General features: G+C 33.7%; 32 protein-coding genes, 1 pseudogene and 1 riboswitch. Of the genes and pseudogenes, 6 read left to right on the top strand and 27 right to left on the bottom strand.

What is annotated here, in order from left to right; genetic code table 11:
• The 5 genes and pseudogenes from HOG88_RS01780 to rpsB all read right to left on the bottom strand — a co-directional run.
• Positions 1-677: pseudogene (locus tag HOG88_RS01780) on the bottom strand (DNA topoisomerase IV); the annotation flags it as partial.
• Positions 678-743: 66 nt separating this feature from the next.
• Positions 744-1,508 carry a flagellar biosynthetic protein FliR gene (gene fliR / locus HOG88_RS01785; RefSeq protein ID WP_295002512.1) on the bottom strand — a complete coding sequence of 255 codons (765 nt, stop codon included), beginning with the start codon at positions 1,506-1,508 and terminating at the stop codon, positions 744-746.
• Between the two features lie 14 nt (positions 1,509-1,522).
• The gene (locus HOG88_RS01790) at positions 1,523-2,167 is read right to left on the bottom strand and encodes an ABC transporter ATP-binding protein (RefSeq protein ID WP_295002515.1); all 645 of its coding nucleotides are present in this window, start codon (positions 2,165-2,167) and stop codon (positions 1,523-1,525) included.
• A gap of 101 nt (positions 2,168-2,268) precedes the next feature.
• Positions 2,269-3,321: a translation elongation factor Ts gene (gene tsf / locus HOG88_RS01795; RefSeq protein WP_295002517.1), complete on the bottom strand. Its 1,053-nt coding sequence runs from the start codon at positions 3,319-3,321 to the stop codon at positions 2,269-2,271.
• Between the two features lie 2 nt (positions 3,322-3,323).
• Positions 3,324-4,088 (bottom strand): 30S ribosomal protein S2, encoded by a 765-nt coding sequence (rpsB, locus tag HOG88_RS01800; protein ID WP_295002518.1) that lies wholly within the window; start codon positions 4,086-4,088, stop codon positions 3,324-3,326.
• 353 nt (positions 4,089-4,441) lie between these two features.
• Between rpsB and HOG88_RS01805 the strand changes: the two genes are divergently transcribed.
• Positions 4,442-6,130, top strand: a complete 1,689-nt coding sequence (locus HOG88_RS01805; protein ID WP_295002519.1) for a DUF3373 family protein — start codon at positions 4,442-4,444, stop codon at positions 6,128-6,130.
• 75 nt (positions 6,131-6,205) lie between these two features.
• Here HOG88_RS01805 and bcp read toward each other — a convergent pair whose 3' ends face one another.
• From bcp to mqnP, 8 genes are read right to left on the bottom strand one after another with little or no spacing between them, the layout of a single operon-like run.
• The gene (bcp, locus tag HOG88_RS01810; protein ID WP_295002521.1) at positions 6,206-6,676 is read right to left on the bottom strand and encodes a thioredoxin-dependent thiol peroxidase; all 471 of its coding nucleotides are present in this window, start codon (positions 6,674-6,676) and stop codon (positions 6,206-6,208) included.
• 17 nt (positions 6,677-6,693) lie between these two features.
• The gene (locus HOG88_RS01815) at positions 6,694-7,152 is read right to left on the bottom strand and encodes a DUF420 domain-containing protein (protein WP_295002522.1); all 459 of its coding nucleotides are present in this window, start codon (positions 7,150-7,152) and stop codon (positions 6,694-6,696) included.
• An 8-nt stretch (positions 7,153-7,160) separates the two neighbouring features.
• Positions 7,161-7,757, bottom strand: coding sequence for a DedA family protein (locus HOG88_RS01820; protein ID WP_295002524.1), 597 nt, complete (start codon positions 7,755-7,757; stop codon positions 7,161-7,163).
• Positions 7,754-8,773, bottom strand: a complete 1,020-nt coding sequence (locus HOG88_RS01825; protein WP_295002526.1) for a UDP-N-acetylglucosamine--N-acetylmuramyl-(pentapeptide) pyrophosphoryl-undecaprenol N-acetylglucosamine transferase — start codon at positions 8,771-8,773, stop codon at positions 7,754-7,756. Before HOG88_RS01825 ends, HOG88_RS01820 begins: the two co-directional genes overlap by 4 nt.
• Before the next feature lie 10 nt (positions 8,774-8,783).
• A complete protein-coding gene (locus HOG88_RS01830; protein WP_295002528.1) occupies positions 8,784-9,950 on the bottom strand; it encodes an FtsW/RodA/SpoVE family cell cycle protein in 1,167 nt (388 codons plus the stop codon).
• Positions 9,951-9,954: 4 nt separating this feature from the next.
• Positions 9,955-10,473, bottom strand: a complete 519-nt coding sequence (locus tag HOG88_RS01835; RefSeq protein ID WP_295002530.1) for a hypothetical protein — start codon at positions 10,471-10,473, stop codon at positions 9,955-9,957.
• Complete coding sequence (locus tag HOG88_RS01840; protein WP_295002532.1) at positions 10,470-10,994, bottom strand: hypothetical protein; 525 nt, start codon at positions 10,992-10,994, stop codon at positions 10,470-10,472. Before HOG88_RS01840 ends, HOG88_RS01835 begins: the two co-directional genes overlap by 4 nt.
• Positions 10,991-11,851 (bottom strand): menaquinone biosynthesis prenyltransferase MqnP, encoded by an 861-nt coding sequence (mqnP, locus tag HOG88_RS01845; protein WP_295002534.1) that lies wholly within the window; start codon positions 11,849-11,851, stop codon positions 10,991-10,993. Before mqnP ends, HOG88_RS01840 begins: the two co-directional genes overlap by 4 nt.
• 69 nt (positions 11,852-11,920) lie before the next feature.
• Between mqnP and miaA the strand changes: the two genes are divergently transcribed.
• Entirely contained in the window at positions 11,921-12,820 is a 900-nt protein-coding gene (miaA, locus tag HOG88_RS01850; RefSeq protein WP_295002536.1) for a tRNA (adenosine(37)-N6)-dimethylallyltransferase MiaA, read from the top strand.
• Here the strand turns inward: miaA and HOG88_RS01855 are convergent.
• Positions 12,817-13,095, bottom strand: coding sequence for a peptidylprolyl isomerase (locus HOG88_RS01855; RefSeq protein ID WP_295002538.1), 279 nt, complete (start codon positions 13,093-13,095; stop codon positions 12,817-12,819). The genes miaA and HOG88_RS01855 overlap by 4 nt on opposite strands.
• A gap of 140 nt (positions 13,096-13,235) precedes the next feature.
• Between HOG88_RS01855 and HOG88_RS01860 the strand changes: the two genes are divergently transcribed.
• Positions 13,236-13,778 carry a hypothetical protein gene (locus HOG88_RS01860; RefSeq protein WP_295002540.1) on the top strand — a complete coding sequence of 181 codons (543 nt, stop codon included), beginning with the start codon at positions 13,236-13,238 and terminating at the stop codon, positions 13,776-13,778.
• A gap of 134 nt (positions 13,779-13,912) precedes the next feature.
• Here the strand turns inward: HOG88_RS01860 and HOG88_RS01865 are convergent, their stop codons facing one another.
• The 5 genes from HOG88_RS01865 to HOG88_RS01885 all read right to left on the bottom strand — a co-directional run bounded on the left by HOG88_RS01865 (position 13,913) and on the right by HOG88_RS01885 (position 15,623).
• The gene (locus tag HOG88_RS01865) at positions 13,913-14,179 is read right to left on the bottom strand and encodes a type II toxin-antitoxin system RelE/ParE family toxin (RefSeq protein ID WP_295002542.1); all 267 of its coding nucleotides are present in this window, start codon (positions 14,177-14,179) and stop codon (positions 13,913-13,915) included.
• Between the two features lie 4 nt (positions 14,180-14,183).
• Positions 14,184-14,423, bottom strand: a complete 240-nt coding sequence (locus HOG88_RS01870) for a CopG family transcriptional regulator (protein ID WP_295002544.1) — start codon at positions 14,421-14,423, stop codon at positions 14,184-14,186.
• A 137-nt stretch (positions 14,424-14,560) separates the two neighbouring features.
• Positions 14,561-14,806, bottom strand: a complete 246-nt coding sequence (locus tag HOG88_RS01875) for a CopG family transcriptional regulator (protein WP_295002546.1) — start codon at positions 14,804-14,806, stop codon at positions 14,561-14,563.
• Complete coding sequence (locus tag HOG88_RS01880) at positions 14,784-15,026, bottom strand: BrnT family toxin (RefSeq protein WP_367234376.1); 243 nt, start codon at positions 15,024-15,026, stop codon at positions 14,784-14,786. The genes HOG88_RS01875 and HOG88_RS01880 overlap by 23 nt, the downstream gene beginning before the upstream one ends.
• A gap of 408 nt (positions 15,027-15,434) precedes the next feature.
• Positions 15,435-15,623 (bottom strand): hypothetical protein, encoded by a 189-nt coding sequence (locus tag HOG88_RS01885; RefSeq protein WP_295002548.1) that lies wholly within the window; start codon positions 15,621-15,623, stop codon positions 15,435-15,437.
• Between the two features lie 285 nt (positions 15,624-15,908).
• On the opposite strand from HOG88_RS01885, the gene HOG88_RS01890 reads away from it, so the two are divergent.
• Together HOG88_RS01890 and HOG88_RS01895 are read left to right on the top strand one after the other, a co-directional pair.
• The gene (locus tag HOG88_RS01890) at positions 15,909-17,090 is read left to right on the top strand and encodes a cadherin repeat domain-containing protein (protein WP_295002550.1); all 1,182 of its coding nucleotides are present in this window, start codon (positions 15,909-15,911) and stop codon (positions 17,088-17,090) included.
• Positions 17,091-17,254: 164 nt separating this feature from the next.
• Entirely contained in the window at positions 17,255-17,734 is a 480-nt protein-coding gene (locus HOG88_RS01895) for a DUF1501 domain-containing protein (protein WP_295002552.1), read from the top strand.
• Positions 17,735-17,765: 31 nt separating this feature from the next.
• Here the strand turns inward: HOG88_RS01895 and HOG88_RS01900 are convergent, their stop codons facing one another.
• The 8 genes from HOG88_RS01900 to HOG88_RS01935 form a co-directional block, all read right to left on the bottom strand.
• Positions 17,766-18,650, bottom strand: a complete 885-nt coding sequence (locus HOG88_RS01900) for an FAD:protein FMN transferase (RefSeq protein WP_295002554.1) — start codon at positions 18,648-18,650, stop codon at positions 17,766-17,768.
• 38 nt (positions 18,651-18,688) lie between these two features.
• Entirely contained in the window at positions 18,689-19,810 is a 1,122-nt protein-coding gene (locus HOG88_RS01905) for a DUF3570 domain-containing protein (RefSeq protein ID WP_295002556.1), read from the bottom strand.
• Positions 19,801-20,016, bottom strand: coding sequence for a DUF4266 domain-containing protein (locus tag HOG88_RS01910; protein ID WP_295002558.1), 216 nt, complete (start codon positions 20,014-20,016; stop codon positions 19,801-19,803). The genes HOG88_RS01905 and HOG88_RS01910 overlap by 10 nt, the downstream gene beginning before the upstream one ends.
• A 5-nt stretch (positions 20,017-20,021) precedes the next feature.
• Positions 20,022-20,516 (bottom strand): TlpA disulfide reductase family protein, encoded by a 495-nt coding sequence (locus HOG88_RS01915; protein ID WP_295002560.1) that lies wholly within the window; start codon positions 20,514-20,516, stop codon positions 20,022-20,024.
• A 9-nt stretch (positions 20,517-20,525) separates the two neighbouring features.
• On the bottom strand, positions 20,526-21,113 hold the full coding sequence (locus HOG88_RS01920; protein WP_295002562.1) for a hypothetical protein: 588 nt from the start codon (positions 21,111-21,113) through the stop codon (positions 20,526-20,528).
• Between the two features lie 25 nt (positions 21,114-21,138).
• Positions 21,139-22,452 (bottom strand): DUF1501 domain-containing protein, encoded by a 1,314-nt coding sequence (locus HOG88_RS01925; protein WP_295002564.1) that lies wholly within the window; start codon positions 22,450-22,452, stop codon positions 21,139-21,141.
• A gap of 10 nt (positions 22,453-22,462) precedes the next feature.
• Positions 22,463-24,766, bottom strand: coding sequence for a DUF1592 domain-containing protein (locus HOG88_RS01930; protein ID WP_295002566.1), 2,304 nt, complete (start codon positions 24,764-24,766; stop codon positions 22,463-22,465).
• Positions 24,767-24,839: 73 nt separating this feature from the next.
• Positions 24,840-24,920, bottom strand: a riboswitch (cyclic di-GMP riboswitch).
• Between the two features lie 103 nt (positions 24,921-25,023).
• Entirely contained in the window at positions 25,024-25,185 is a 162-nt protein-coding gene (locus tag HOG88_RS01935; RefSeq protein ID WP_295002568.1) for a DUF2986 domain-containing protein, read from the bottom strand.
• A 123-nt stretch (positions 25,186-25,308) separates the two neighbouring features.
• Here HOG88_RS01935 and HOG88_RS01940 point away from each other — a divergent pair, with 123 nt between their 5' ends.
• The gene (locus HOG88_RS01940) at positions 25,309-25,455 is read left to right on the top strand and encodes a hypothetical protein (RefSeq protein WP_295002571.1); all 147 of its coding nucleotides are present in this window, start codon (positions 25,309-25,311) and stop codon (positions 25,453-25,455) included.
• Positions 25,456-25,711 lie beyond the last annotated feature (256 nt).

The following is a 25,711-nucleotide window of genomic DNA, read 5'->3' on the forward strand; positions in this document are numbered from 1 at the left end:
AATTCTTCTTCACTCAACTCATCAACAGCATTCTCTATTTGAGCTTCTATATCTAGTTCCTCTTCCTCTTGGGCCGGAGCTTCTTTAGGTTCTTCTTCGAGGTCTAGTGATAACTCTTCGTCTAGCTCAAGGTCATCTTCTCCTAAATCTAAATCGTCTAAGTCTAGTTCCTCTTCCTCATCTGTTTCATTTAACAGATCCTTTACTTTTTGTGCCTCTTCATCATCTAAAATACTGTCACTAAGATCCTCATCTATATCAGCTAGCTCTTCAAGGTCATCTAGTTCATCTAGCTCCTCAAATTCTTCAAGTTCAGCTTCAGGTGTACTTTCTTCTACAGTATCCAGAGTTATCTTTTGAGATTCTTTTCCAAGAGTTGCAAAAATTTCCACTAATTCTGTGGGTAAAAAAGGTTTACTTAGTATGTTTGTAAAAGCATCTACTTTCTCAGCACCTCTTGCACATATGTATAAAGATTTAGTAAATGTGATTTTAGTTTTAATTTCATCAAGTAAATCATCAGTATAGAGTGTATCATCAATAACTATTAGGTCGTATACAGATGATGCAACACTATCAATAGAACTTACAACTTCTAAGTTATCTGATGTCTTTTGTGCACTTAGTGTAACGAGTTTATTAACAACTGGATTATCATTTAAAAGTAATATTTTCACGTAGATTCCTTGAACTTAAGTAGTTTCTTTTAAAAACTATATGTTTATTATTGTATCTAAATAAAATTAAAAAAACATCTCTAATACATTAAATGCTTCGAGCATCTCGTTTTTGAGAATAAGCATAGTTGATGTAAAAGTAGCAATTAAAACAACAAAAGCAACCATGATTTTAATAGGAAACCCAATAACAAGTAAATTAAATTGAGGCATTGTTTTCATCAGCATTCCAAATATAACATCAGCGAGCCAGGAGAGAGCTATTATTGGGAAAGCTATCATAAATCCAACTATAAACATGTTCGAAGTTGCCTTAATAACATAGTTGAAAATATCTTCTGTTAGTAAAAAGCCACCTAGAGGTACAGTTTTTAAAGAGTTGTCTACAAAAAGTAACATCCAATGGTGTAGGTCTAAAGAAAGCAGTACCATTAAACCCATTAACGATAAAAACTGAGAGATGATTGGCATTGAAACACCAGTCTGTGGATCTATAGCACTTGCCATTGAAAACCCCATCATAAAAGATATAAGACCTCCAGCATAAGTGATAACATTATAAGAGATTAGAAGTACTATACCAATAACAAGACCTAACATCAACTCACTTAAAATAGCTAAAAATATTGTTGGTACATCTATAGATATTTGAGTATTTGGCATTGATGAGTAGAAGACAATAGTAAAAAAGAATGCCATTGAAGCTTTAATATTCATTGGGATATTTTTATGTGAAAAAATAGGAACAGCCATAAAAAGAGCAGCAAAACGAAAAAAGAGAAGTATAAAACCTACAATAAAAGTTTCGTTAAAAACCTGTGCCCATTCCACCTAAACTACCTTTATTATTTTATCTGTTGAAGTTTTTTATTTTCTAGTTTAAAAACTTTGTCACATTTGTGTGCGAGTTCATCATCGTGTGTTACAAGTATCATTCCCGCATTGTTATCTTCGCAGTATTGGAAAAAAAGTTTCATGACTTCATCGGCTGTCTTTTTATCTAAATTTCCTGTTGGTTCATCAGCAAATATAATTCGAGGTTTTTTAGTAAGCACTCTTGCTATAGAAACACGTTGCTGCTGTCCACCGGAAAGTTCTGTAACTTTTTGCTTTATTACATCTGTAATTTGCAGTCTATTTAAAAGTTCTTTCTCTATAGTTATCCCAGAAAGTATTTCTGCTACTTCTAAGTTTTCATAAGCACTAAAACCATTAAAAAGATAATGTGATTGGAAAATAAGCCCTAGATCATGGCGTTTAATCTGAGAAAGTCTCTTGTTATTCATACTTTTGATATCTTCGTTAAAGAGTGAAACTGTTCCATGTTCTTGTGTTAGAAGTGTTGAAAGTATGTGAAGGAGTGTGGACTTTCCACTACCGCTCATCCCTATAATAGCTATAGACTCTTGTTCATTTAGATCTAATGAGACATCAGAAAAAAGTTCATATTCAAATGTATGTGATATATTTTGTGCAGATAGTAAATTCATAAAGAGGATTATAGCAAGTCTTACTAAAAAATTGGCAAAAAAAAAGGCTAAGACCTAAGTCCTAGCCTTTTAATAAAAAGAGAGAATGTTAATCCTAAGGATTAACTCATTTGTGCAGCAACTTCCGCAGCAAAATCATCTTCAGCTTTTTCAATTCCTTCACCTACTTCAAGGCGAACAAATTCAGTAATCTCAGCAGTTCCACCTAGAGCTTTAGCCGCTTTGTCAATAGCTTGTGCTACTGTTAACTTCTCGTCTAAAACATAGTTTTGGTCAAGAAGAGCTTGCTCTTTATCTAAAGTCGTGTTATCAGAGATAAAACGAGCTAAAGAACCAGGAACAATTTTGTCCCAGATTTTTTCTGGTTTACCTTGAGCCGCTAAATCAGCTTTGATATCAGCTTCAGCTTGTGCTAAAACTTCATCAGTTAATTGACTCATAGAAATGTATGTTGGCACATTTTTAAGAGGCTTCTTAAGACGAGCTAATTCTTCGTTCTCTTTTTTAATAACTTCAATTCTACCAATAGTTTCAGATGCAACGTAAGCAGCATCAAAATCTTTGTAAGAAAGTGTCGTTGGTTTCATTGCAGATGTATGCATAGCTACTTGTTTAAGAACAGCTCTCATACCCTCAGCAGTTTTTTCACTGTCACATTTAGCAGTAAGAATAACTGCTATACGAGTGTTTGAGTGAATGTAACCATTTAAAGCCGTAGTAGCATCAGCAGTAAGTGTGTTAAAACGACGAACTTCAATTTTCTCACCGATTTTAATAACAGCAGCTTGAAAAGTTGCACCAAATGCAGATGCATTAAATGCAGCTACATCAGCAGGATTGTTATCATAAACTTCTTTTGCAGAATCTTTTACAAGGTTTTGGAAACCTTCATTTTGTGCAACAAAGTCAGTTTCAGAGTTAATCTCTATAACTGTAGCCTTAGAGAAATCTCGTGCAATAACAATTCCAGCAAGACCTTCAGCAGCAACTCTATCAGCTTTTTTAGCTGCTTTAGCAATACCACGTTCTTTTAAAAGTTCAGTTGCTCTGTCCATGTCTCCATCAGCTTCAACAAGAACTTTTTTACAATCCATCATAGGTGCATCAGTAGCAGAGCGAAGCTCTTTTACCATTGCCGCTGTAATAGCTGCCATTATTATGCTTCCTCTGTTATTGCCGCTTCAGCTACAGGAGCCTCAGTTGCTACTTCTTCTTCAACTTGCTCTTCTTCAGCAGGTGCATCTCTAAGAGCTTTACCTTCGTTGATTGCAGCAGTCATTTCACGACAAAAAAGTTGAATCGAACGGATTGCATCATCATTACCAGGAATTGGATAGTCAATTAAATCTGGATCACAGTTAGTATCTAGTGGAGCAACAACTGGGATTTTAAGACATCTTGCTTCTAAAACAGCAATGTGCTCTTTAACAGCATCTACAACAAAAAGCATATCTGGAAGTTTTTTCATGTTACGGATACCACCGAAATATGCTTCTAGTTTAACTTTTTGACGAGCAAGCATTAATGCTTCTTTCTTAGTAAGAAGATCAATTTGACCATTTTCTTGCATTTCAGAAATAACATCAAGTTTACGGATAGACTTTTGAATAGTTGGGAAGTTTGTAAGCATACCACCTAACCATCTGTTATCTACATAAGGCATACCACAATCGATTGCAGCTTGTCTTACAGAGTTACGAGCTTGTTTTTTAGTACCAACAAAAAGAACAGTTTGTCCTTCAGCAGCAGCGTCCATAACAATTGTATAAGTATTACGGAAATAACGTAAAGTCTTCTGTAAATCAATTATATAGATATTTTTACGAACACCAAAAATGTATTTTTTCATTTTCGGATTCCAACGACGAGTTTGGTGTCCAAAGTGTACACCACATTCTAAAAGGTCTTTCATAGTTACCATAGGTAATCCTTAAATTGCACATTCGTGCAAAGAGTTTTGTTAGTTGACTTCGGTAATGTGGGACATTGACTCACTAAAAAGAGAGTTGCACTAACTTTTGACACATACCTGTTTAATGTTCTCTTCTACATTTAAAGAAGAAAAATCCGCGAATTATACTAAAATTTTATTTAAATTATCATAAAATGTAACCAAATAACTATTTATTATCAATTACCCTCATTTAAAGATTCCTTCATAAATATATAAAGAGTGACTTTATAACTATTTATTATAAAATTACCCTCGTTTAAAAGTCCTTTTATAATAGATAATGTATAGTGTTGGCATATTATATTCAAAAAGGGATAAAAATGAATAAATACATAATACTACTCTTAGCATTGATAACAATGTTAAGTACTAACTTAAGTGCACTATCTATGTTTGATCGCATTCAAGGCATGGAACTGGAAATGAAGAAAATGCAAGAAGAAATAGTTACTCTTAAAACATCTGAAGCTGATGATGAAGAGTCTGATGATGAAGACGCAGATGAAGAAAGTTCTGAGTCTGATGATGAAGATGCAGATGAAGAAGAGTCTGATGATGAAGATGCAGATGAAGAAGAGTCTGATGATGAAGATGCAGATGAAGAAGAGTCTGATGATGAAGAGTCTTTATTTGGCGATGACATGACTATTGAAGAACGTTTGGAAGAAGCTGAAGAAACTATTAATGAACTTAACATTCGTACTAATGGTAACAAGTTAAAATTGGGTGTTGATTATAGATTTGCACTAGACAATATGCAATACACAATGGCGGATGGTTCGACACAAGGCAATGATGCCTTTATGACAAACAGACTATGGATTAATATGAACTGGAAAGCTACGGACAACCTAAGTTTCTCTGGTCAATTAGCATACAATAAAGCATTTGGTGCTAGAAGTGGTTGGAATTCAAATATGGCTGGAATGGAAACATTTGACTGGATAACGAATGAAAATGCATATGATGATGTAGTTAGAGTTCGTACTGCTTATTTCTTATATAAAAATGATACTTTTGCAGGCATTGACACACCATGGACATTTAGTATTGGTCGTCGTCCATCTACCAATGGTCACTTAATTAATTTAAGAGATGACGATGGCAAAGCTTCACCTATGGCTCACACTATCAATGTTGAGTTTGATGGTGCAAGTGCTAAGTTTGGACTAGAAGAACTTACAGGTATTAATGGAATGTATGTTAAATTTTGTGCAGGTCTAGGTGGAACAAATGCAAGTCCTAAATTCTTTGCTGTCAACCCAAATACAGGCTCTCCTGAGCCAAGCAGAGCTCCATATAGTACAAACCCAGATGATATTCCAAACATTCATCTATTTGGTTTCATCTTTACTCCTTATGATAATGGTCAATATGCACTTGCTACTCAGTATTATTATGCAGAAAACTTAATTGATGCAGATGTTAATGCCAGTAGAACTATGTTAGGTATGAAAACTGTTGGTGGTATGCACAGTGTAACAGCTAACTTTACGGTAAATGGAATCGGTGATGAGTGGAGTGATTATCTTGATGATACTTTTTTCTTTGTAAGTGGTGCTATGAGTGTATCTAATCCAAAAGACGGTGTTGTAGGTGGCATGTTCGGTTCAGAAGAAGCTAAAACAGGTCATTCTGTATGGGTTGGACTTCAAATGCCTTCGGTTATGACGGGTGATGGTAGATGGGGAATTGAATATAATCAAGGTTCTAAGTACTGGAGAAGTATTACTTATGCAGAAGATACAAATATAGGTTCCAAAATAGCTGCTCGTGGTGAAGCATATGAAATCTACTTTACAGAACCTCTTGTAGAAGATATCCTTACATTCCAAGTTCGTGCTACATATATCGACTATAAGTATTCTGGAAGTAATGGTTTCTTCGGAAATATAACAGGAACACCTGTTAAGATAGCTAACTCAATGCCAACACCTATGGGTAACATTGAGTCAACGACTGTTGACACAGCACAAGACATCCGTTTTTACTTACGTTATAGATTCTAAGTCTTATAAGTTCTCACATTATGTGAGAACTTAATCTTCCACACTTACTTTTAACTCATAAATCACAAACTAAATTTATTCAGCTACAAGTCTTTCTAGTTCTACTTTTACTTTAGCAACATGCTCTTTCACACGAACCTTTTCAAACACAGCTTTTACTATTCCATCAGGATTGATAATTAAAGTCGTTCTTACAATTCCCATATACTCTTTACCGTAGTTCATTTTCATCTGCCAAACGCCATACTCTTGCATCATGTTAGTAGACTCATCACTGAGTAATGTTATACCTAAGTTTTGCTTCTCTATGAAGCTACGGTGCTTTTTAGTTGTGTCTGCACTTACACCAATTATGATAGCATCAAGCGAGTTAAAGTCTGGAGCAGCTTCTGTAAACTCACAGGCTTCAGTTGTGCAACCTGGTGTACTGTCTCTAGGGTAAAAGTATAAAACTATCCACTTGCCTTTTATATCTCTTAAACATATCTCTACATCATCTTGATTGGGTAAACAAAACTCTGGTGCCTTGTCATCTATTTTTATCAAATCTTATCCTTTTTTATTTAGTATACAAAAAGAAGCATATATACCCATGCTCCTGTAAGCATTATCAAAGTGACACCTGTAAATGTTATCCACCCAGCACGTTTATGTTTTCCATTTTCAAGTTGCTTTTTTGCCATAAGAAGTGTTGTCGTCCAAATAATAATCGTTACCACAGCTATAGATATATGAACAATCAAAACAATAAAAGCATAATCATGCCCTACACCACTTCCTTGCATAAAACTTTTAAATCCACCAACAAAGCGAACACCAACTTCAAAAAATGATAAGACTATTAGTGAAACAATGTACAAGATTCCTTGCAATAGTGCATGTAGCTTATACTTCTTTTGTCTCGCTAAGAAAATGATTCCCAACATTAGGAAAGGTAAAGCCGCAACTATGAGACTTACTATATCCATAAACAAAGGAGCCCGTGTTCCAAAAAAACCTGGTAAATTCATAAATTCTAACATTAAAATTCCTATATTTTTTTATTTTTGTAAGTGTACCAAAAGCCAAGTAAAACTATTAATACTAAGAGAACAATAGTTATTTGTTTTAAGTAAGCATCTAGCATTTCTTGATTTTCGCCTATAAAGTACCCCAGCATTACTAAAACTAAAGACCAAATACCTGCACCAAGTGTTGTATAAGTAGAGAAAGTAACTAAATTCATACGTGATAAGCCAGCAGGAATAGAAATTAGCTGTCTAATCCCAGGAATAAGCCTTCCTATAAAAGTAGAAATTGCCCCGTGTTTTAAAAAATACCTATCCATTTTATACAAACTTTCATTAGAAACAAAAAAATACTTTCCATAACGAAGGAGTATTTTACGTCCTAAAAAAAGCGCTAAAAAGTAGTTTATGAAAGCTCCAATAAGTGAACCACTCAGAGCACAGAGTATAATAACTAATAAGTTCATTTCCCCTTGTGAAGCTAAATATCCAGCAGGTATCATAACAATCTCACTAGGAAAAGGTACAAAACTACTCTCTACGGCCATAAGTAAAAATATTCCTAAGTATCCCCAGTCGAAAATTAAATCAACTAAGAGCTGTGCTATATCATGTATCATTTTAAAACTTCCTCGACATCTTTTATCATTTTATACGCTACATCTTTGTTTGAGTAGCTAAGTAGTTTCTCACTTTTTTCAGTAAGAGGTTCACTAACTGCACCCCAAAACTTATCCTCAAGATTTTCATCTTCTCTATAGCACCAACCCATGCTATTGTCTACTATAAATTTAGCATTATAAAACTGGTGGTCACCTGCTGCATAAGGATAAGGAATATAAAACGCAGGACATCCATTTGTCGTGAGTTCCCACAGTGTACTCGCACCTGCACGACTCACTGCAAAGTCAGCTTTTACAATCAAAGAATCTAGCTCTTTGGTAAATGCATAGACTTCAGCATCAATACCAAGTTTTTCATACTCTTTGCAAACTCTCTCATAATCTAAATCACCCGCTTGGTGAATAATTTTAATACCCATTTCATCTAGTTTCTTTGCAACAGACAGTGCTAAATCATTAATAGCCTTTGCCCCATGAGATCCACCTAAAAATATAATACTTTTGAATTCATCGCGTTTTCTAGCATTTACAGAGAAAGTCTCTTTTACAGGATAACCTTGAATTTGAGAGTTTTCATCATATGCAGAAATAAATCTCTTTGCAAATGGCTTTAACATCGCGTTTAGTCTACCATTTACTGCATTTTGCTCATGAATAAAAAGAGGTAGAAATTTACTCAGGCAAGCAAGAGAAGCAGGTGCAGCAGAAAAACCACCGACACTATAAGTAGCCTGTATCTGATGATTTTTCAGTAGAGAACGTGCTTTTAAAAACGCTTTAAAAATCTTGTAAAGTGCTATAAACTTAGCAAAACCTTTTTGGTTCACTACCCCAGTAGTTTCTAAAAAATAAACATGAGAAAAAGAACTATGCTCCCCAAAGTACCTTTTATCTTGTCCTTTTGTAGAACCTATAAATATGACTTCGTGCCCATCTTTTACAGCAGCCTCAACAAGAGCCTCAGCTATCATAAGATGTCCACCCGTGCCACCACCTGTTATACATAATTTCATATTAAATCCATCAACTCATATCTGCTTTTTTAGAAGCCATTAAAACCATACCAATTCCAAAAGCACTTCCTAGCATTGCCGACCCACCATAAGATAAAAAAGGAACACTTATACCTTTAATGGGTGTAATTCCACTGATGCCATAAGCATTTACTAAAAAAGAAAATGCTAGACTTAATCCTATTCCTATACTAAATAGATAAGCACTTTTATCCCTAGTTCTATTTGCCACTTTAAAAATTCTTTGGAGTATCCATAAAAAAACAACTACTACAAAGAATACTCCAAAAAACCCAAACTCTTCTGCCAGACCAGCTAAAACAAAATCCGTATGCACTTCTGAGAGAAATCCGAGTTTAAAAGTTCCATTTCCTAAACCAACACCTATAAAACCACCATTGTGTATGGCGTTTAAAGAGTGCCCTATCTGGTAAGGTTCAACTTCAACAGGTACTCTTAATTGGTCAGCTATAGAAGCTGGAAATATCTCCAATACACTATTTTGAGCTAAAGACCACCAAGATTTTATACGCAGAATTCTATGTTCTGCTGTAAAAATAAAGATAAGTATAGAGATAAAAATACCTCCTAAAATACTAAGAAAAAACCGAAAACTACTTCCAGCAAAGATAAGCATAAAAAGAAGTGTCAAACCTAAAACAACGACTTGTCCTAAATCTTTTTGTAAAAATGCGATAACAAACATCGCCCCGATGAATACAACTCCATAAGGAATAAAACGCTTAAACTCATTTGTTAAACCCATTCCACCATGATCTCCAAGTTTACGGGAGAAACTCCAAGCCAAAAAGTAAACAAATCCAACTTTAAAAAACTCAACAGGTGCAAGAGAAAAACCTGCTACTTTAATCCAGCGTTTTGCACCACCAACGGCAGAAACTAAACTCTCAGGTAAGAAAGGCATTGCTATCATCAGAAATAAAGATCCCAAAAAAAGTAAAAATCCGATGGGTGTAAGCCATTTATCAGGGTCTAATTGAGAGAGAATAAATATAAGACTAATACCTAAAAGCGCAAAAACAGCTTGTCTTATAGCAAAATGAAACTCATTTACTCCAAAAAGAAGTGTTGTATAGGGAGCAAGTGTGTAAGACAGAATTACACCTGTAAAGATAAGTATCGACACTAAGGTGAAAAGTTTTCTATCTGCACTCATGAGACTACTTTATCTTGTTTATTTTGAGGACAAACTCAACTTCAGGTTTAGATATATGAAGCTCTTTTGATATAGTCTCTACTGAGACGCCTTGCTTGAACAGTGAAATAATTTTTTCATCATCATTTCCATGGATAGAGTTTGGAATACTTATTTGTTTTACTCCACTTTCTAAAAGAGCTATGCGGTTTCCTATTTCTACATCTATGGTGCTAATATTCTCTTGGAGTTGAGTAATTGCCGCCTTGAGCGGTTGAACCATATCGTAGACACTACGTTCTACCTCTTCATAAATATTTTCATCATTCATTCTTTGTGAATTATTTTCTAGATTTTCCTGTGTCTCACTGAGATTCTTTTTAAGATAAAAAAGTTCACGATTTAAATCTTCTACAACAGAAGCAACAGAGTGAATACTTTTGGAGTAGTCTGCATCCTTTGTATATACATAGTAAAGAAGGTATAAAATGACCCCAGCCATTCCAACAACAATGTACTCTATGTTAAAGTTTACAATGTTCACGATTTTTTCTCTCTTGATTCTCTTATTAAAACTCTTTCTCTTGCTGTCATATAGGCACTCCACTCTTTTTCATCTCTATCATGTATCTTTAAAAATTTTGCTAATGTTTCACTCACAGCCTCAAAAAAAACTCCTACATCGCGTTTAGGATAAACAGGCATCTCAATACGACCATAGTAAACTTTTCCAACTTCAAAGAGTGCTTCTTCTAGATTAAAATGCTCAAATCCTATAGATTCGATTTGTCCTTCATGCATAAGTGAAATTCTTTGTGGTACTTCATCTTTTAAAAACATCTCTAATGTATCTATTTTTCTATGCAGTTCTACTACTAGTTGCAGTAATACTTGGTCAGTATCTCTTGTGTCGCCCTTTGCTTTTGCAAGCTTTAACCACTGGCTAATAGGATCGTCATCTGCCTCACTTAACTGCTGATATTCTCTCTTATAAACTTCTTTATTTACTGACTCTTCACTAAAGTAAAGATGTATAGGAGCAGGAACTAAACGCGGTGTACTCATGCCAAACTCCTGTCTAAAATAATAAGAGCTAAAAAGGCTATGCCTAAGTACCCGTTAACAGTAAAAAATGCACGATCTATCTGAGTGAAATCACGACGTACTAACTTTTGCTCATAAGCTAAAACTACTCCACTACCAAATGCAGCCACTAAAGCAGAGAAACCAAGTCCTGCTGACCACACAAAAAGAATCCAAAAAAGAACTGCAAGAGAGTGAAAAATAGCAGATATAAAAAGTGTAGCTTGTGCACCATACATGGATGGAATAGAATGAAGTCCCTTCTCTTTGTCAAAATCTATATCTTGAAGAGAGTATAAAAGATCAAAACCAGCTACCCAAAAAATAACTCCAAGACTAAGAAGAACTGACCAAAGAGGAATACTTGCACTTACAGCTACAACACCAGCGATAGGTGCTAAACCAAGAGATATACCTAAAATAATATGCGCTAGAGAAGAAAAACGCTTGAAGTAAGAGTAAGAACCTAAAACAAAAAGTATAGGAATTGCGAGCTTAAACGCTAAGGGATTTATTATGTATGCTACCACGACAAATACAAAAGCATTCACTCCTATAAAAACTAAAATAGATGAAGCATCAAGTCTTCCATCTACATTTGGACGACTAGCTGTTCGAGGATTTTGTGAATCTATGTCACGATCAGCATAACGGTTTACACCCATCGCAAAGTTTCTTGCACTTAGAGCTGCTAAAACACCTAAGAGTAGAAGCCAAAAACCGAACCAACCATTTGCGGAAACGATCATAGCTATAAAGATAAACGGCAAAGAAAAGATAGAGTGTTCAAACATTACCAACTCGTTAAAATCTTTTGCTTTTTGTATGACTCTTTGCAAGTTTTCAACCCTCTTATGTTAATTACTATCATTCTATCTAAAAGAGCTTAAAAATGATATAATTCTCCCATGAAAAAACTCGCTATTATTGGACCTACAGCATCTGGAAAGAGTGATTTAGCTATTAAAATCGCACAACAAATAGATGCTTACATACTTTCCATAGACTCTTTAAGTATCTACAAAGAGATAGATGTAGTCTCGGCAAAGCCTTCTTTAACAGACTTAAACGCCATCAAGCATTTTGGTATTAATGTTTTAAACCCTGATGAGTACTTTAGTGTTGACATCTTTATATCTCTGTATAAAGAAGTTCTCAAAACATGTAAAAAAGATTCTAAAAACCTTGTTATAGTAGGTGGTACTTCTTTTTATTTGAAGTCGCTTGTTGAGGGTTTATCTTCTCTTCCAGCTATGGATGAAGATGTAAAACACAGAGTCCAAGTTAGACTCAAAGAGCTTCATAAATCATATGAATTACTTTTAAATCTTGATGAAAAATACATGCAAAAAATAGACAAAAACGACTCTTACCGTATAGAAAAAGCTCTGCTTATTTATGAGGCTTCAGGGCTAACTCCAAGTGAGTGGTTTAAGCAAAACCCACCAAAGCCAATCATTGAGAACCTTCCTATATTTAACATTGACGTAGAGCGCGACGTATTAAGAAAAAGGATTGCTTCTCGCAGTCAAAAAATGCTTGAAATGGGTCTTGTAGATGAAGTGTGTATACTTGAGAGAAAGTACTCGCGTTTACCACATTCTATGAAAAGCATTGGAATTGTAGAAGTTTTGGATTTTCTTGATGGAAAGGTTGATAAAAAGCAGATGATAGAGTTAATCTCTATACATACCGCTCAACTTGCTAAACGCCAACAAACTTTTAATAAAACTCAGTTTGATGGCATTGTAAACGCAAGGTTAGAAGAACTAGAAGAGTTAATACTCAACTCGCTAAGCGAGGACTAACCTCTTCCCGTTACTTCTAGTAAGTGGTAACCAAACTGTGTTTTAATTGGTCCATAAACAACACCAACGTCACCATTAAAAACAGCCTTATCAAATTCAGGAACCATTTGTCCTGGTCCAAACTTACCTAAGTCTCCACCCTCATTAGATGAAGGACAGTTTGAATTTGCTTTTGCAGCAGCACCAAACTCAGTTCCGTTTGCTATTTCTGTTTTAATTTCACTACATTTATCTTCGCTATCTACTAGTATGTGTCTTGCTGTTGCCCATGCCATATTATTTTCCTTGTGATTTTATAGTGAAATTTTACACTTAAGTTCTTTAAATTTTATTAAGATTAATAGCTAACTATTATAAGAATCAAAATAACAACACTACTCTTGTATTATATTGTATATAAAAATTAGGATAAAAAATGATAAAAACATTACTAGTTATAGCTGCTCTTTTCTTTGTTGGATGTAGTTCAGATGAAACGAATGTACCTGTTGTACCAAAACTTGTAGTTGGTAAAAGTTTAGCCGACCTAAAGTTAAATGACCAGTTTGAAAAAGCACACACACTTAATGAAGATACATATAGAGTTATTTTTGCATTGGGCAAAGAGTCTGGACATATTTGTAACGACTTCTTTGTAACGCAAGAGCCTACATACTTAGCAGAGCACAACACTCAGTTTGTTGCTGACATAAGTTCTGCACCTTCTGTCATTAGAAGCCTTTTTATCATGCCTGGTCTTAAAGACTTTAAACATACAGTTTTACTTCTTGATAACAAAGCTATCGCCGCACCTTACAGAGAAGGTATGGATGTAGAGAAAATTGTTGTTGTTTATATTTTAAATAAAGAGATTAGTGAGATTAAAACTATTAGTACAACAGAAGAGTTAAAAGCTACTATAGAAAAGAAATCTGTTATGTCTGTCATCGCTCCAGTTATAAACTCTGTTTTAAACTAAAGTTCTAAAAGCACGGTATCTCGCCGTGTGGATTCAAACTTAGGTTGATAAATCTAAGTATTCAGATATATCTTCAAATTTTTTATCAAACTCTTCAGCTGTTATTTTTTTCATAATTTGTTATGTGTTTAGTCCTAAGCATCTTGTCTATGCTTATAATCAACAATTGCTATAATAAGTTTATTATCTTCAATAAGATAAAAAAGTCTATAGTTCCCAACCCTATATCTATAATAACCTTCTAAATTATCTTTTAATTTTTTTATATTAGAACCATAAAATGGATTTTCTTTAAGCTGGGGATAAACAAAAATTTTAATCTTTAAATATAATTTTTTGTCTATCTTTTTTTTAGCTTTTTCAAAAGTTTTAGTTTCAGCAATCTGATACTTTAATGGCATGCCCTTAGGGTACAATTGTATAGTCACCTTTTTTAAAGTCTTCTAATCCATTCATTAGGTTTTTAAAAAGCTCTTTATCTTCTAAAATTTCTGCCATTTCATCTTTTTCTACAAATTGTGATGAAGTTAGATATTGCAGTGTTGCAAATTCTATGAAATTTGAAAGGTTTCTTCTTTGACCTTCTGCTGCAAGCTTTATCATATCATAGATTGAATCGTCAACTCTCATCGTTACCGTTTTCATTGCATACTCCTTTGAATATTTATATATCTAATTATATTCAAATTTATTCACTTTGTCAATTTATTGAATTATCACATAACGACTGTCGTGAGCGATAATTTTCCCGCTAGGGTAAATTATTGGTCTCCTCATACTTGTTATATAGCTGCGGCAGTAGTGTTTAAGCTTTGAAGTTTTTCTGCTAACCACATTTTTATAACAGCTTGACGACTTACACCAACATGCTTAGCTTCTTTGTCTAAAGATTGAACCATCCAAACTGGAAAGTCAATATTAACTCTTTTTGGTTCTTCATTTATCATCTTAATTTTTGATGTATCAAAATGCTCTAATATATCATCTTGATTATCATCGAATATTTTATCTAGCTCTGATGCTTTCATAAAGTTTACTCTCCTTTTCTCTTGAAAGTCTAACAGAAATAATTCTAACATTTGCATTTCTGTATGTAATAATAGCAGTATAGTTTTTTGAGTCAATTTGTCCTAAAACTAAAAATCTATCTTCATCTTTACTTTGTGGAGACGGAATTTCAAAAGAATACGGGTCTTCCCATAACTTTTGAGCTTCTTCAAAATCAATACAATGTTTAGACTTATTTATATTTTTGTTTTGTCATATTCAAATTTCATACCTAAGTTATACCATAATTATATGAGAATTGATTTTATAGGGAAGTTTTGATATATCTTTATTGTTTCTTACACTCAAAAAAGTGGAGATGTTACCCCTGGGGTGTAATTTTGGGTGTAATTTTGAAGCTTTTCTTCATACATGAGCAGTTACAAAAGAAATTTTAGAAAAGATAAATGATAAGTGAATTATTACAGAAAAAGATTATCAATTTTGACTAGAATTTTTAAAAACACAAGAAGATCAAGAAAAAAATAAAACGCATATTGATGAGGCTATAGAAAACATCAATTCAAGATTAAATTGAATAACGATAGAAATGCCACAACCAAACACTCAAATCACATAAAAAGTTTAGACTAAAAATCTAAGCTTTTTTTACTTCCCACCCTCAAACTTCTTCTTCAACTCCTTAGCCTTTTCAGCACTCTCCACATTCAACTCAACAATATCATCAAATGCAAATCCTTTCATAATAATCTCATACAATTCAGGCTTATTTTTTCTCCAATTTCTAAGTGTTACAGGTGTAACATCAATATACCCAGCCATATCTCTTTGAGTCATATTTCCCACCTTTTTTAGGTAAGAATTTAACCCATAAGTCTTGAAACTACAACTAGTTAAATATTAACTATTATTTGTTGATTTATAGTTATATTTAACTATAATCTATTTTGCTAGTTAAATATTAACTCAAAAAATTAAAAAAGAGTTAATTTTAATAAATAAAATTTGACATTGTCAAGTAAATTCATAACATATAAATACTTTCCTTATGAAAGTACAGTAAAACAATGTACTTTTGTAAGCAAAAGTAACAAAATTAAAATAAAAAGTGAGGAAGAAATCATGAAAAAGTTATTAATAACTGGATTAGTTGGTTTAAGTTTAGTAGTTGGAGCGAATGCTTCTGTAAGAGATACAACTGTAAATGTTTACGGTGTTGGTGCAAAGACTGATAAAAATCAGGACAGTTCTGCTGGTGCAGGTATTATGCTTGACAGTGAAAATGTTAAAGTAAAATTAGAAGCTACTTCTGATTTTATCAAAACTGGTGCTGTTTTAAAGTTTAATCCTTTAGAAAAGTATTACATTAAAGTTGGTTTGAATTATTTAAATCAAAAAATGTATGCTCCTGATAATACAAATGCAAAAGTTAATCAATACTCTGGTGCTTTAGGTACTGGTTATATGATAAGCAATGATTTGTATATTGAACTTGGTGGTTCTATTACTCAGCTTGACGGTTCTAAAGTTGGTGCTGATTATGAAGTAAAAGATGAAACAACTTCATTAACTTACTTAGAAGTAGCAAAGCGTTGGTTTGATGTACTAGATACAACAGCAAATGCAGGACAAGTATTTCACGAGTTTAGTAATGATGAGTTCTCATATGGTGTCGGTGTAGATTACTACCCTACAAATAACTCAAAATTAGGATTTAACTATCAAAATGAAAAGAATAATATCGTAAGTGTTTATTCTGCTCAATACGGTTATCTTTTTGCTGAGTATGTAGATAATATCTCCAGCAAGACTAATCAAGTAAATGCAGGTTTCAAAATTGCATTTACAGACATTACAGACTTCTCTACTTACAGTATGCCTAAAAATATCAAGCCTCATCTTTCAGAACTTCACAGATTTGAAAGTATTGCCTTTGGTACAAATATGGAAATACAAAGTAGTGCAGGTGTAAGTAAAACTGCTGAGGCTATAGCAAGAGATAACACTCCTGCAATATCAAGTCCTACTATATCGTTAGCAAATCAAAGTGTTAATGATAATGGTGGTTTTATAACTACTGATTTACCTGCTCCTACAGTTTCAAATGTTAATGCTGGTGCTGTTTATAGCATAGTTGGAGACCCTACAGGTGGAAAACTTACTATTAATGCAGGAACTGGTGTGGCTACTTGGGATGGAGATTTAGGTGGAGATACTGATTATAGTATTACTATTAAAGTTCTAAATACTGATGGTGGAACTAGTTCTACTACATTTACTTTAACAGTTATTGATAACGGTTAAAGCAAAAAAAATTAAAAGCTTAGATTTTTTTCTAAGCTTTTTTGTATAATATAAAACTACACCCCTGTGAATGAATCTCCACTTTTTACAACTTTGCTAATCAAAGATTTAGAAAGATTGAGATAACGACACATTTTGGTATTGCGGCCTATAAAGCTGAGCAAATGTGTTTAGTTATAAATGCAAGAACAAGTGGAGCAGTAGGAGGAATGGATACTCATGGAGACCATGACATACAACATCCTTTATGCATTGATGAAATCGTAGAACAGATAGATGCTTTAGTCACTGACTTAAAAGAAATGGGGGTTTACGATGATAGTGTAATCGTCGTTGGCTCTGATATGGGTAGGACGCCTCAGTACAACTCCTTTAACGGTAAAGATCACTGGCCTATCACTAGTATGCTACTTCTAGGAGGACGAGTCCAAGGTAACCAAGTAATAGGAGAAACTACAGACCTTCTTGAAGCTAAAAAAGTCGATCCTCAAACTTTAGAACTATCAGAAAATGGGATAGAACTAACCTACCCTGATATGCATCAACTCTTTCGTCGTTACTCAGGTATTGAAAATACAGCTGTTTCAAAAAAATATGATCTCAAAGCACAAGAGTTAAACATTACAAAGTTTTTCAAAATTTAATAAATACTAAAATAGTTGTAGATCAAAAAATTTACGTACAGTTAAATGCAACTGAAGATACTTTTAGGCCCTTAATATTTGAGAGTATCATGCTAGAGTCTTTTTCAATTGCAATAAGTCCAATGTTTTTTGCTTTTGTAAACTCTTTTAAATAGTTAGAATTCTTATTAAAAAGTGCTGTTGCATATGCATCTAGTAGGTCTATATCCAATCCGTTTTGTATAATTGTAACTGAACTATATATGTTAGATGACATTCCAGTTTGTGTGTTGAGTATATGGTTGTTTTGTGGTGAGTCAATAAATCTTTCATAGTCTCCACTTGTCGAAATAGAGATGGCATCTTTTGAAGTCTTTATAAAACCAATAGACCCATCACTGTTGGGGTCTTTTATAGCTATATTATAACTTTTACCAAAACCAACTATTTCTCCACCTACATCAACAAGTGCCTTTGTTGCCCCTACTTCTTTTAAATATAGTGCTATTAACTTAGACACATACCCCTTACCAATACCACCTAAGTCTATCCTCACTCCACTCTTTTTAAATGATATACTCTGCTCTTGTATATCAAGTAGTTTGTAGTTGACAAGTTCCTTTTTCTCTTCTAGCTCTTCTTTACTTGCTAGCTTTTGATTGGAAAACCCAAAATGATATGCTCCATGACTTAAAGAGCCAATGGTAATGTCAAATGCACCAGCACAAAGCCTTGATGCTTCAATGCATCTTTTAAAAAGTACAATATCTTCTTCTTCACAAAACACTTTTTCTTTACTGGCCGTTGTATTTATTTCATATAAAAAAGAGTCTTGCTTGTATGCACTATACCTCTTCTCAAAATCAGTTGCTATTTTATAAGCTTGATAGAGAATACTTTTTGAGACATTTGCCCTTATGAGAATTTTTGTACTCATAACTTTAGCTTCAAGAGCCTTTTCAAAAAATCTCAATATTAAAAATCGTATTCTATAGATAGAGTAGTATATACTGCTGTTATTTTATCAATGTCATACCAATTTTTTATATATGCATTTTCAGTTGTTTGATACATATCTATACTCGCAGTTACTTTATATGGACTAGAAATTGATGGTTTGTATATAAAAGGAATTCCAATATCATAAGAGTCAAAAGCACTCATTCTATAATCAACCGCAAAGTATTGGTCATCTAAACCATAAGCACCAACATCTTTAGCAAAAAATGCATCCGATTGTGAATAATATCTTAATCGTAATCCTGATGTAACACTACTTCCAAAATCACTTAACCATTCTGTACTAACAGTATGTGAAGATATATCCCAATCATCTGCATAGTATCTATATGAGTAGTTAATACTGTTTCTATCATTTAGCATTACTATGCCCTTGAATGCGAATGCATGAGCTGTTCTTGTTTCAGGGTATTTCTCAAACTTTGCAAAAGTATCTTGTTTGACATAGTTGTATGGAGATGCTAAAAAACCTTCGCTATACATAAGTGAGTATATAAACTGAATGGATGCCGTAGGGGATAAAAGTTGATTTATCGACATATCAATTTTACCCTCTTTTCTATCATCTCTTGGAAGGTTTCTGTCAAATGCAGGAATCCATGTATCATCTGATTGTGAAATACCTATTCCAATTGCTGTATTTTGCTCATTGAGTTGTCTTGTATAGTTAATAAAAAATGCCCTACCTTCATAGTCACTCTCAGTAGAGTAATAAACACCACCACTCAAAGCATTGTTAGTATCTTCATATGCCATAGTTAAAGTTGGAGCGTAACGAACTTCTTCAAAAGTGCCCTCTTTTGGAGATGCACCAGTCACAACATCAACCACAGCTGGACTACCTCCATTTTTAAAACTTGCAGCAGCTATAGTGTCTACTCTAAGTTTTACTCCAATTAAAAAGTTTTTTGAAAGGGTTTTCATTAATGAAAATGTTGGGGAGTAAACTTGAACATCTGCTGTATCGTTGTAGCTGTTCAAACCTACAGTTGTGCTGTCTTTTAAAGAAGATGCATAAGATTTTAAAAATGGTACTAGAAGCATTAAACTAATAAAAAGAGATTTCATCACCTGCATCCACATCCTCCTTGAAAACTACTATCTCCTCCTGCACTTGCTTCACGTATTAAGAAGATATGACTCTCTTGTTCAGCTCTCTGCGCTAAAGGTGAAAGGCTCATCTTATCTTGTGCAAAATATTCTTTTTCATAAGGCATAACTCGCACAAGTGCATCAGAACATCCAGTAAGTAGTACTAATGATACTAAAAAAATATACTGCATTTAAATTACTTTAATTTATCTATTTTAATTTTGAGTTTAGCTATATCATCATGCGATAAACTACCCACAATCACATCTCTAACTACTCCTTGTTTATCTATGAGGTATGAAGATGGCATACCTTTTGCACCATAAGCTTTTGGCATAGATTTACTAGGATCATATAACGCTATAAATGGTCTTTTATAGCCTAACTCTTTTTCAACACTTTCTAGGAACTCTTGTGAGCTACTACTTGACTTATCTATGCTTACTGTTACTATTTTAAAGCCACTCTTATACTCTTGTTGAAGTGTGAAAAACTCTGGCATCTCTTTTTTACATCCTCCACACCAACTAGCCCATAAGTTTACCAGTACAACTTCTCCTTTGAAGTCATCCATAGAGTATGATGTAGTAGCATCTAGTGTTTGAAGTTTAAAAGCAACCGCATTATCGCCTTTTGTAACTTCTGCAGATAGACTGAGTGTTAGTAGCACCATTGTTATAATTTTTTTCATATTTTATTCCTATTGACATAAATTTACATTTGATTGTACAAATAATGGACTTGTTACACCATTATTATGACAAGCATTACATGATATTCTATTGCTGAAGTCTATTGCTGAATCTATAGAATATTCTGCACTACTAAAACTATGAGAAGCAAAATTTGATTGTGCTAGAGTTTGGTTTGTGTCTCTTGTTATGATTCTCATAGTATATGTTCCATTAAGAGGAGCATTAAAGAGTCTATCTAGTAAAAATACATTTCCTTGACCAAGGTTACCTTTTGACTCTTCATCATAGTAGTTTACAGTAGAGTGAACTACATTCGAACTAGCATCTAAAAACTCAACTGCCAAGTCTGCATTACAGGTATTTTCTAAGTCGTTCATATCTTCAACATTAGCACTTTTATAAAGTGTACCTGCTATTGTTAGATGTTTGTTCGGAGCTAAGTCAAGATTGTGACAGGAAAGGCAATCTCTTCCTTGAAAGTGTGATCCTCTATCTGCCGCACTTACTGGTTGTGTTAACTTTTGAGTTTCTTCTCCACACCCAATGAAAAAGAGTGCAAGAGTAGTAGCAACAATGGTTTTATAGTATTTCACTTAAAGTTCCTTAACGATACACATTTTATGAAAATATATCTAAATCTTCAATAGTTCCAGCTAGGGGGTAGTATTGTGTTAAGAGTTGGTTATTCTCTATTTTTGCTAGTTTTCGCATGGCTTTATTTATATGAGCATAAGTTATATTTATCCCATTTTCATCAACTGCTAAAGTGGTAGGGTTTACTTTTAAAGCATCGTGTCTATGAGTAGAAGCACCGACAACACGGCCACCTGTAATTCCTTTACCCATAAACATCATAGAACTAACACTCCAGTGATCTTTACCGTTACCACTATTATAGCCAGGTGTTCTGCCAAATTCAGAGCCAATTACAAAAATAACATTATCAGAGATACCTTGGTTTTCTGCCTCTTGTTTGAGTAAATCTACACCTTTTAATAATCTAGCTAGTCTTGGTATATGAGTAGCATCATGGTTTCCATGTGTATCAAAACTACCAAAATTGATATTAACACTTGCAGTCAGTCCAGCCTTATAGCCCGCCATTGCAAAACGACCTTGAGAAAAAACTTGATTGTTTCTATCTGGGTGTGTATTTACATCATCTGGTAAAAACTCTACTAATTTTTTAAGTTCATTGGAGCCACTATGAGCTAAACCATATTGTTTTGCTAACTTTATAATAGACTCCAGACCTTGATTTGCTATTGTTCTGTTTGTGCGTGCTTCATTTGCTGCTTTAATTCTATTAAAATCATCATCATGAAAATAGTTATTATCATCATTATATCGATTTACAAAAGCGAGTTCATTTATTGCATTCATATTGCTCAGTCGTGTTCCTGCTACAACACCAAATGTTTCATCATATCCACCAGCTGTAATAAATGCTAAAGGAGAAGCAGGATTACTTATACCTGCAACTAAGGCAGATAAAGCAGGGTATCCCTCTGAAAGTTTTCCACTCATCATATATCTACGACCTGAGTCATGACCATTTGTTTGAGTATCTATTCCGTTAACGACTAAAAGTTCCGCACCAAACTTATCAAAAAAAGTTGAGAATTCATAATCAACATTGTTGTCATCTAAACCTCTAACTGGAGCATATTTAATAGCAGAAGCTGAAGTTGATGTTGCAATATCAACATTTGCATAACTCCTATTCATTGCTGCTGATGTAGGGTTGTCATTTGAATCCAACTCTTCTTCAAGGAAGCCTTTAGGGTCACAAAAAGATGTTGGATCCCAACCACCAGATGCTTGAACAAACACCCAAAGAGGGTTATCGCCTACATTTGCTTGAAGTGTGTTTGGAAAAAGAGCCATTGCCGCAACAACCGATGTGTATTTCAAAAAATTTCTACGTAACATAATATTCTCCTTACTCTGCACTATTTTCATAGACAAATTTAAAATCACTTAAAAGATAAGCGACAACTACTTGCCATGAACGGATAACATAATTAGCATCTCGATAAACTCGATCATCTGCTCTACCATCATTGTATAATCCTTCACGAGTTACTGGATCATAGTGAAGTTCACATACATCCATTATTTCTTTTGATTCATCACCAAGAGAAATACGATTTTTACCCGCAGTATACGTTTGCATAAATAGCTCATATGTCTTTTCTAGCTCAACAGTACCTAGAGGAAGTTCTTCGCCTAATATATGCTTATGAAGATGCTGAATATTTTTCTTTATCGCTGCGATAAAAAATTCATTTTCAGGTTCTAATGTTGTACTCACATATGGGAAAAGCTTACGTTCACTAGCAGGAAAATAAAAATCTCTTGAAACAGGATAGCATGACATCTGAAGAGCCATACGAGTCTGAATACTTGCCATAACGCCATTAAGCTCTTCTACTCTAGTTGAAATAGATCCTGAGTTAATACCTCCATAAAGTATCTTGTAATTATCATCTCTTAGAAGTCTGTGAGTATATGATCTATTGTTGTCAGCATCACCTTGTCTTCTATATATACTCCAGTAGTAACCCATAACATCATATATTTTACTGTTAAGTGCTTCTGGCGTTATAAGTTTAGCCTGCCCTAGTCTCTCTGAGAGTACACTATTTGTACTCCCAGTTGCTACAGCTCTATAGAGTGGTGACTTTACAATCTCTTTTATAACAAGTTTAGCATCAAGACTACTTGCTATAAACTTATCTTTAATAGCCTCTAAAATAGAATTTTCATATGTATATGCTTCTAGTTTATTGACATAGTCAATATCGTCACTGACAGGCTGAGTTAATGCATCTCTTCCTAACAGTGCTTTATAAAACAGCTTTACTATAGACTTAGCAAAACGTTCATCTTTTGTAATTTCACCTGCTAACCATTGTAGTAAGTTTCCTGATGCACTTTGTGGTGCAGTATTTGACAAGCTTATTCCAGCAGTTTGTGCTACGTCTCCACGAAAACCAGGTCTATATCTACCATTATTATCCCAGTTTTTAAAAGCACTTGCTATAGGCTCCATCACATTGTGACATACTGTACAGTTAGGATTTGTCCATGTTGCTGTATCGCTTACTACTTCATCAGAATTTAGCGGACGATTTGCCAATCCTAATATATCTGTATCTAGAAAGAAAATCTGTGCTTTAGCAGATCTGTGACGGTCCAAGTTAGTATTTGTAGAAGGAAATCTATTTAAGTAAGTGATAGTTGTAAAAATTCCTGCATGAGGAATACCATCTATTTTTGCTTCTCTAAATACATCTTGTGGATATTTTGCTTCTATCTCGTCTTTAGTGACATTTAACTCATGCACATATGTAAACCCACTTATGTCAATGTCATATGTTTTTGCAGAAAATGGATTTACCATTACATAATCAGCTGTTAATATCTCACTAAATGGACGGTTCTCTTTGATTACATGGACTATTAACTCTATCGCTTCTCGTGATATTGCATAGTTTGTGTAGTTGTCAATTTCGTTGTATTCACCATCATCAATATCTTCCCACCATCTCCTTTGTGGAAAGTCCGTACTACTTAAAAGGTTTTCTCCATCATGTCCAGGTGTATAAAAGTCTGTTAATAGTACATCGTTAAAACTAAGTCTAACCCAGTCATAAAAAGCTTTGCTTTGCATATATTTGTCAAGGGAAGCATCTATGTCTTCTATAGATTTTACACTGTTTATTTCATCACTATTTGGTGCTTTTCCTTGTATGGCATAAGAGGCACTTCTAAGAGTTTTTGTGGGCGAGAGCAGTGATACTGCTGCATTTGTAAGTGTTGTATTTTGAGTGGCACTTACACATGTCTTGGTGTCTTTAACATATGCAACAAATTCTTCAACATTATCTTTAGCAGTACCAGTTAGCTGTACACCCCCACTATGAGAAACTTCATTTGAACCTTTTTGGACAAGTTGTGATCCTGCTGATTTTATATAGGTCTGTAAAATATTATAATTTTCAGCCTTATTATCACCAAGAGGACTCGCTAAAACTAACCTATTACCCTTGTAGTCACCGCCAGAAGAGTGGCAAGAGACACATGAGCTAAGTGCTAAAGAAACAGAGTCATTAAAATACTCTTGCTTACATGATTCAGTATTACCTTGTACTTTTGCACTATCGTCTGTGGTCTCTTGAGAATTACATCCTACAAGAAAAAGAGCAGTAATAATCGAACTATATGAAAGTAATTTTTTCATTTTATTCTCCTAAATGTTTAAAGTTTTTAAGGTTTAATAAGAATTATAGGTGGCAAGTATAATGTTGAAGAATATTTGCAACTCGGCTATCTTAATAACATAAGACCCATAAGCTTTCCGTCCTTGCTTCGCAACAAGTTTGGCATTTTAAATACTTATATAAGAAAATTCTATAATAAGTAACATTAAATCATTATTAAACATATAAATAAGAATTTGCAAGAAGCTAGAGAAGGCTGTCAAAAATTATGCGATGATTAGCTTGTTTTACTACTAGACTCTTCTGTAGAGTTTTCTTCTTCCATTTTTGCTCTATCTGCTTTACAGATATAACGCGGTTTAGACGAAGTGTTTAACTTCTTTCTAGCACTTTTGAGGCGTTTATCGTACAGTTTTTGAATCTTAGCATTTCTATTCATCTTATTCTTCCTTAACTATCTTAACTTTTAGCATATATAATGCATTTTTGAAAGTATACACTTCTTTTTTATCTTCACCTAATCCTTTATTTTTTTTATTGGTGTATTTAGTTAAAATGCGGCATGAATAAAAAACAAATAGCTATTTTAAGTGTCGGAAATATATCAAATCAAGATGAAGGTATTGCTTTATATGCGAGTAAATACTTAGAATCTAACTACAGTTTTCACCCAAGTGTAACATCAATATCCCCAGCCATATCTCTTTGAGTCATATTTCCCACCTTTTTTAGGTAAGAATTTAACCCATAAGTCTTGAAACTACAACTAGTTAAATATTAACTCAAAAAATTAAAAAAGAGTTAATTTTAATAAATTAAATATTGACATTGTCAAGTAAATTCATAACATATAAATACTTTCCTTATGAAAGTACAGTAAAACAATGAACTTTTGTATTCATTCCCATTATAGTTAACTAAACCTTAAATCACATTATTAATAGACATAAAGAGTGTCCTCTACT

The sequence above is a fragment of the Sulfurimonas sp. genome, assembly GCF_018698455.1.
Lineage (GTDB): Bacteria > Campylobacterota > Campylobacteria > Campylobacterales > Sulfurimonadaceae > Sulfurimonas.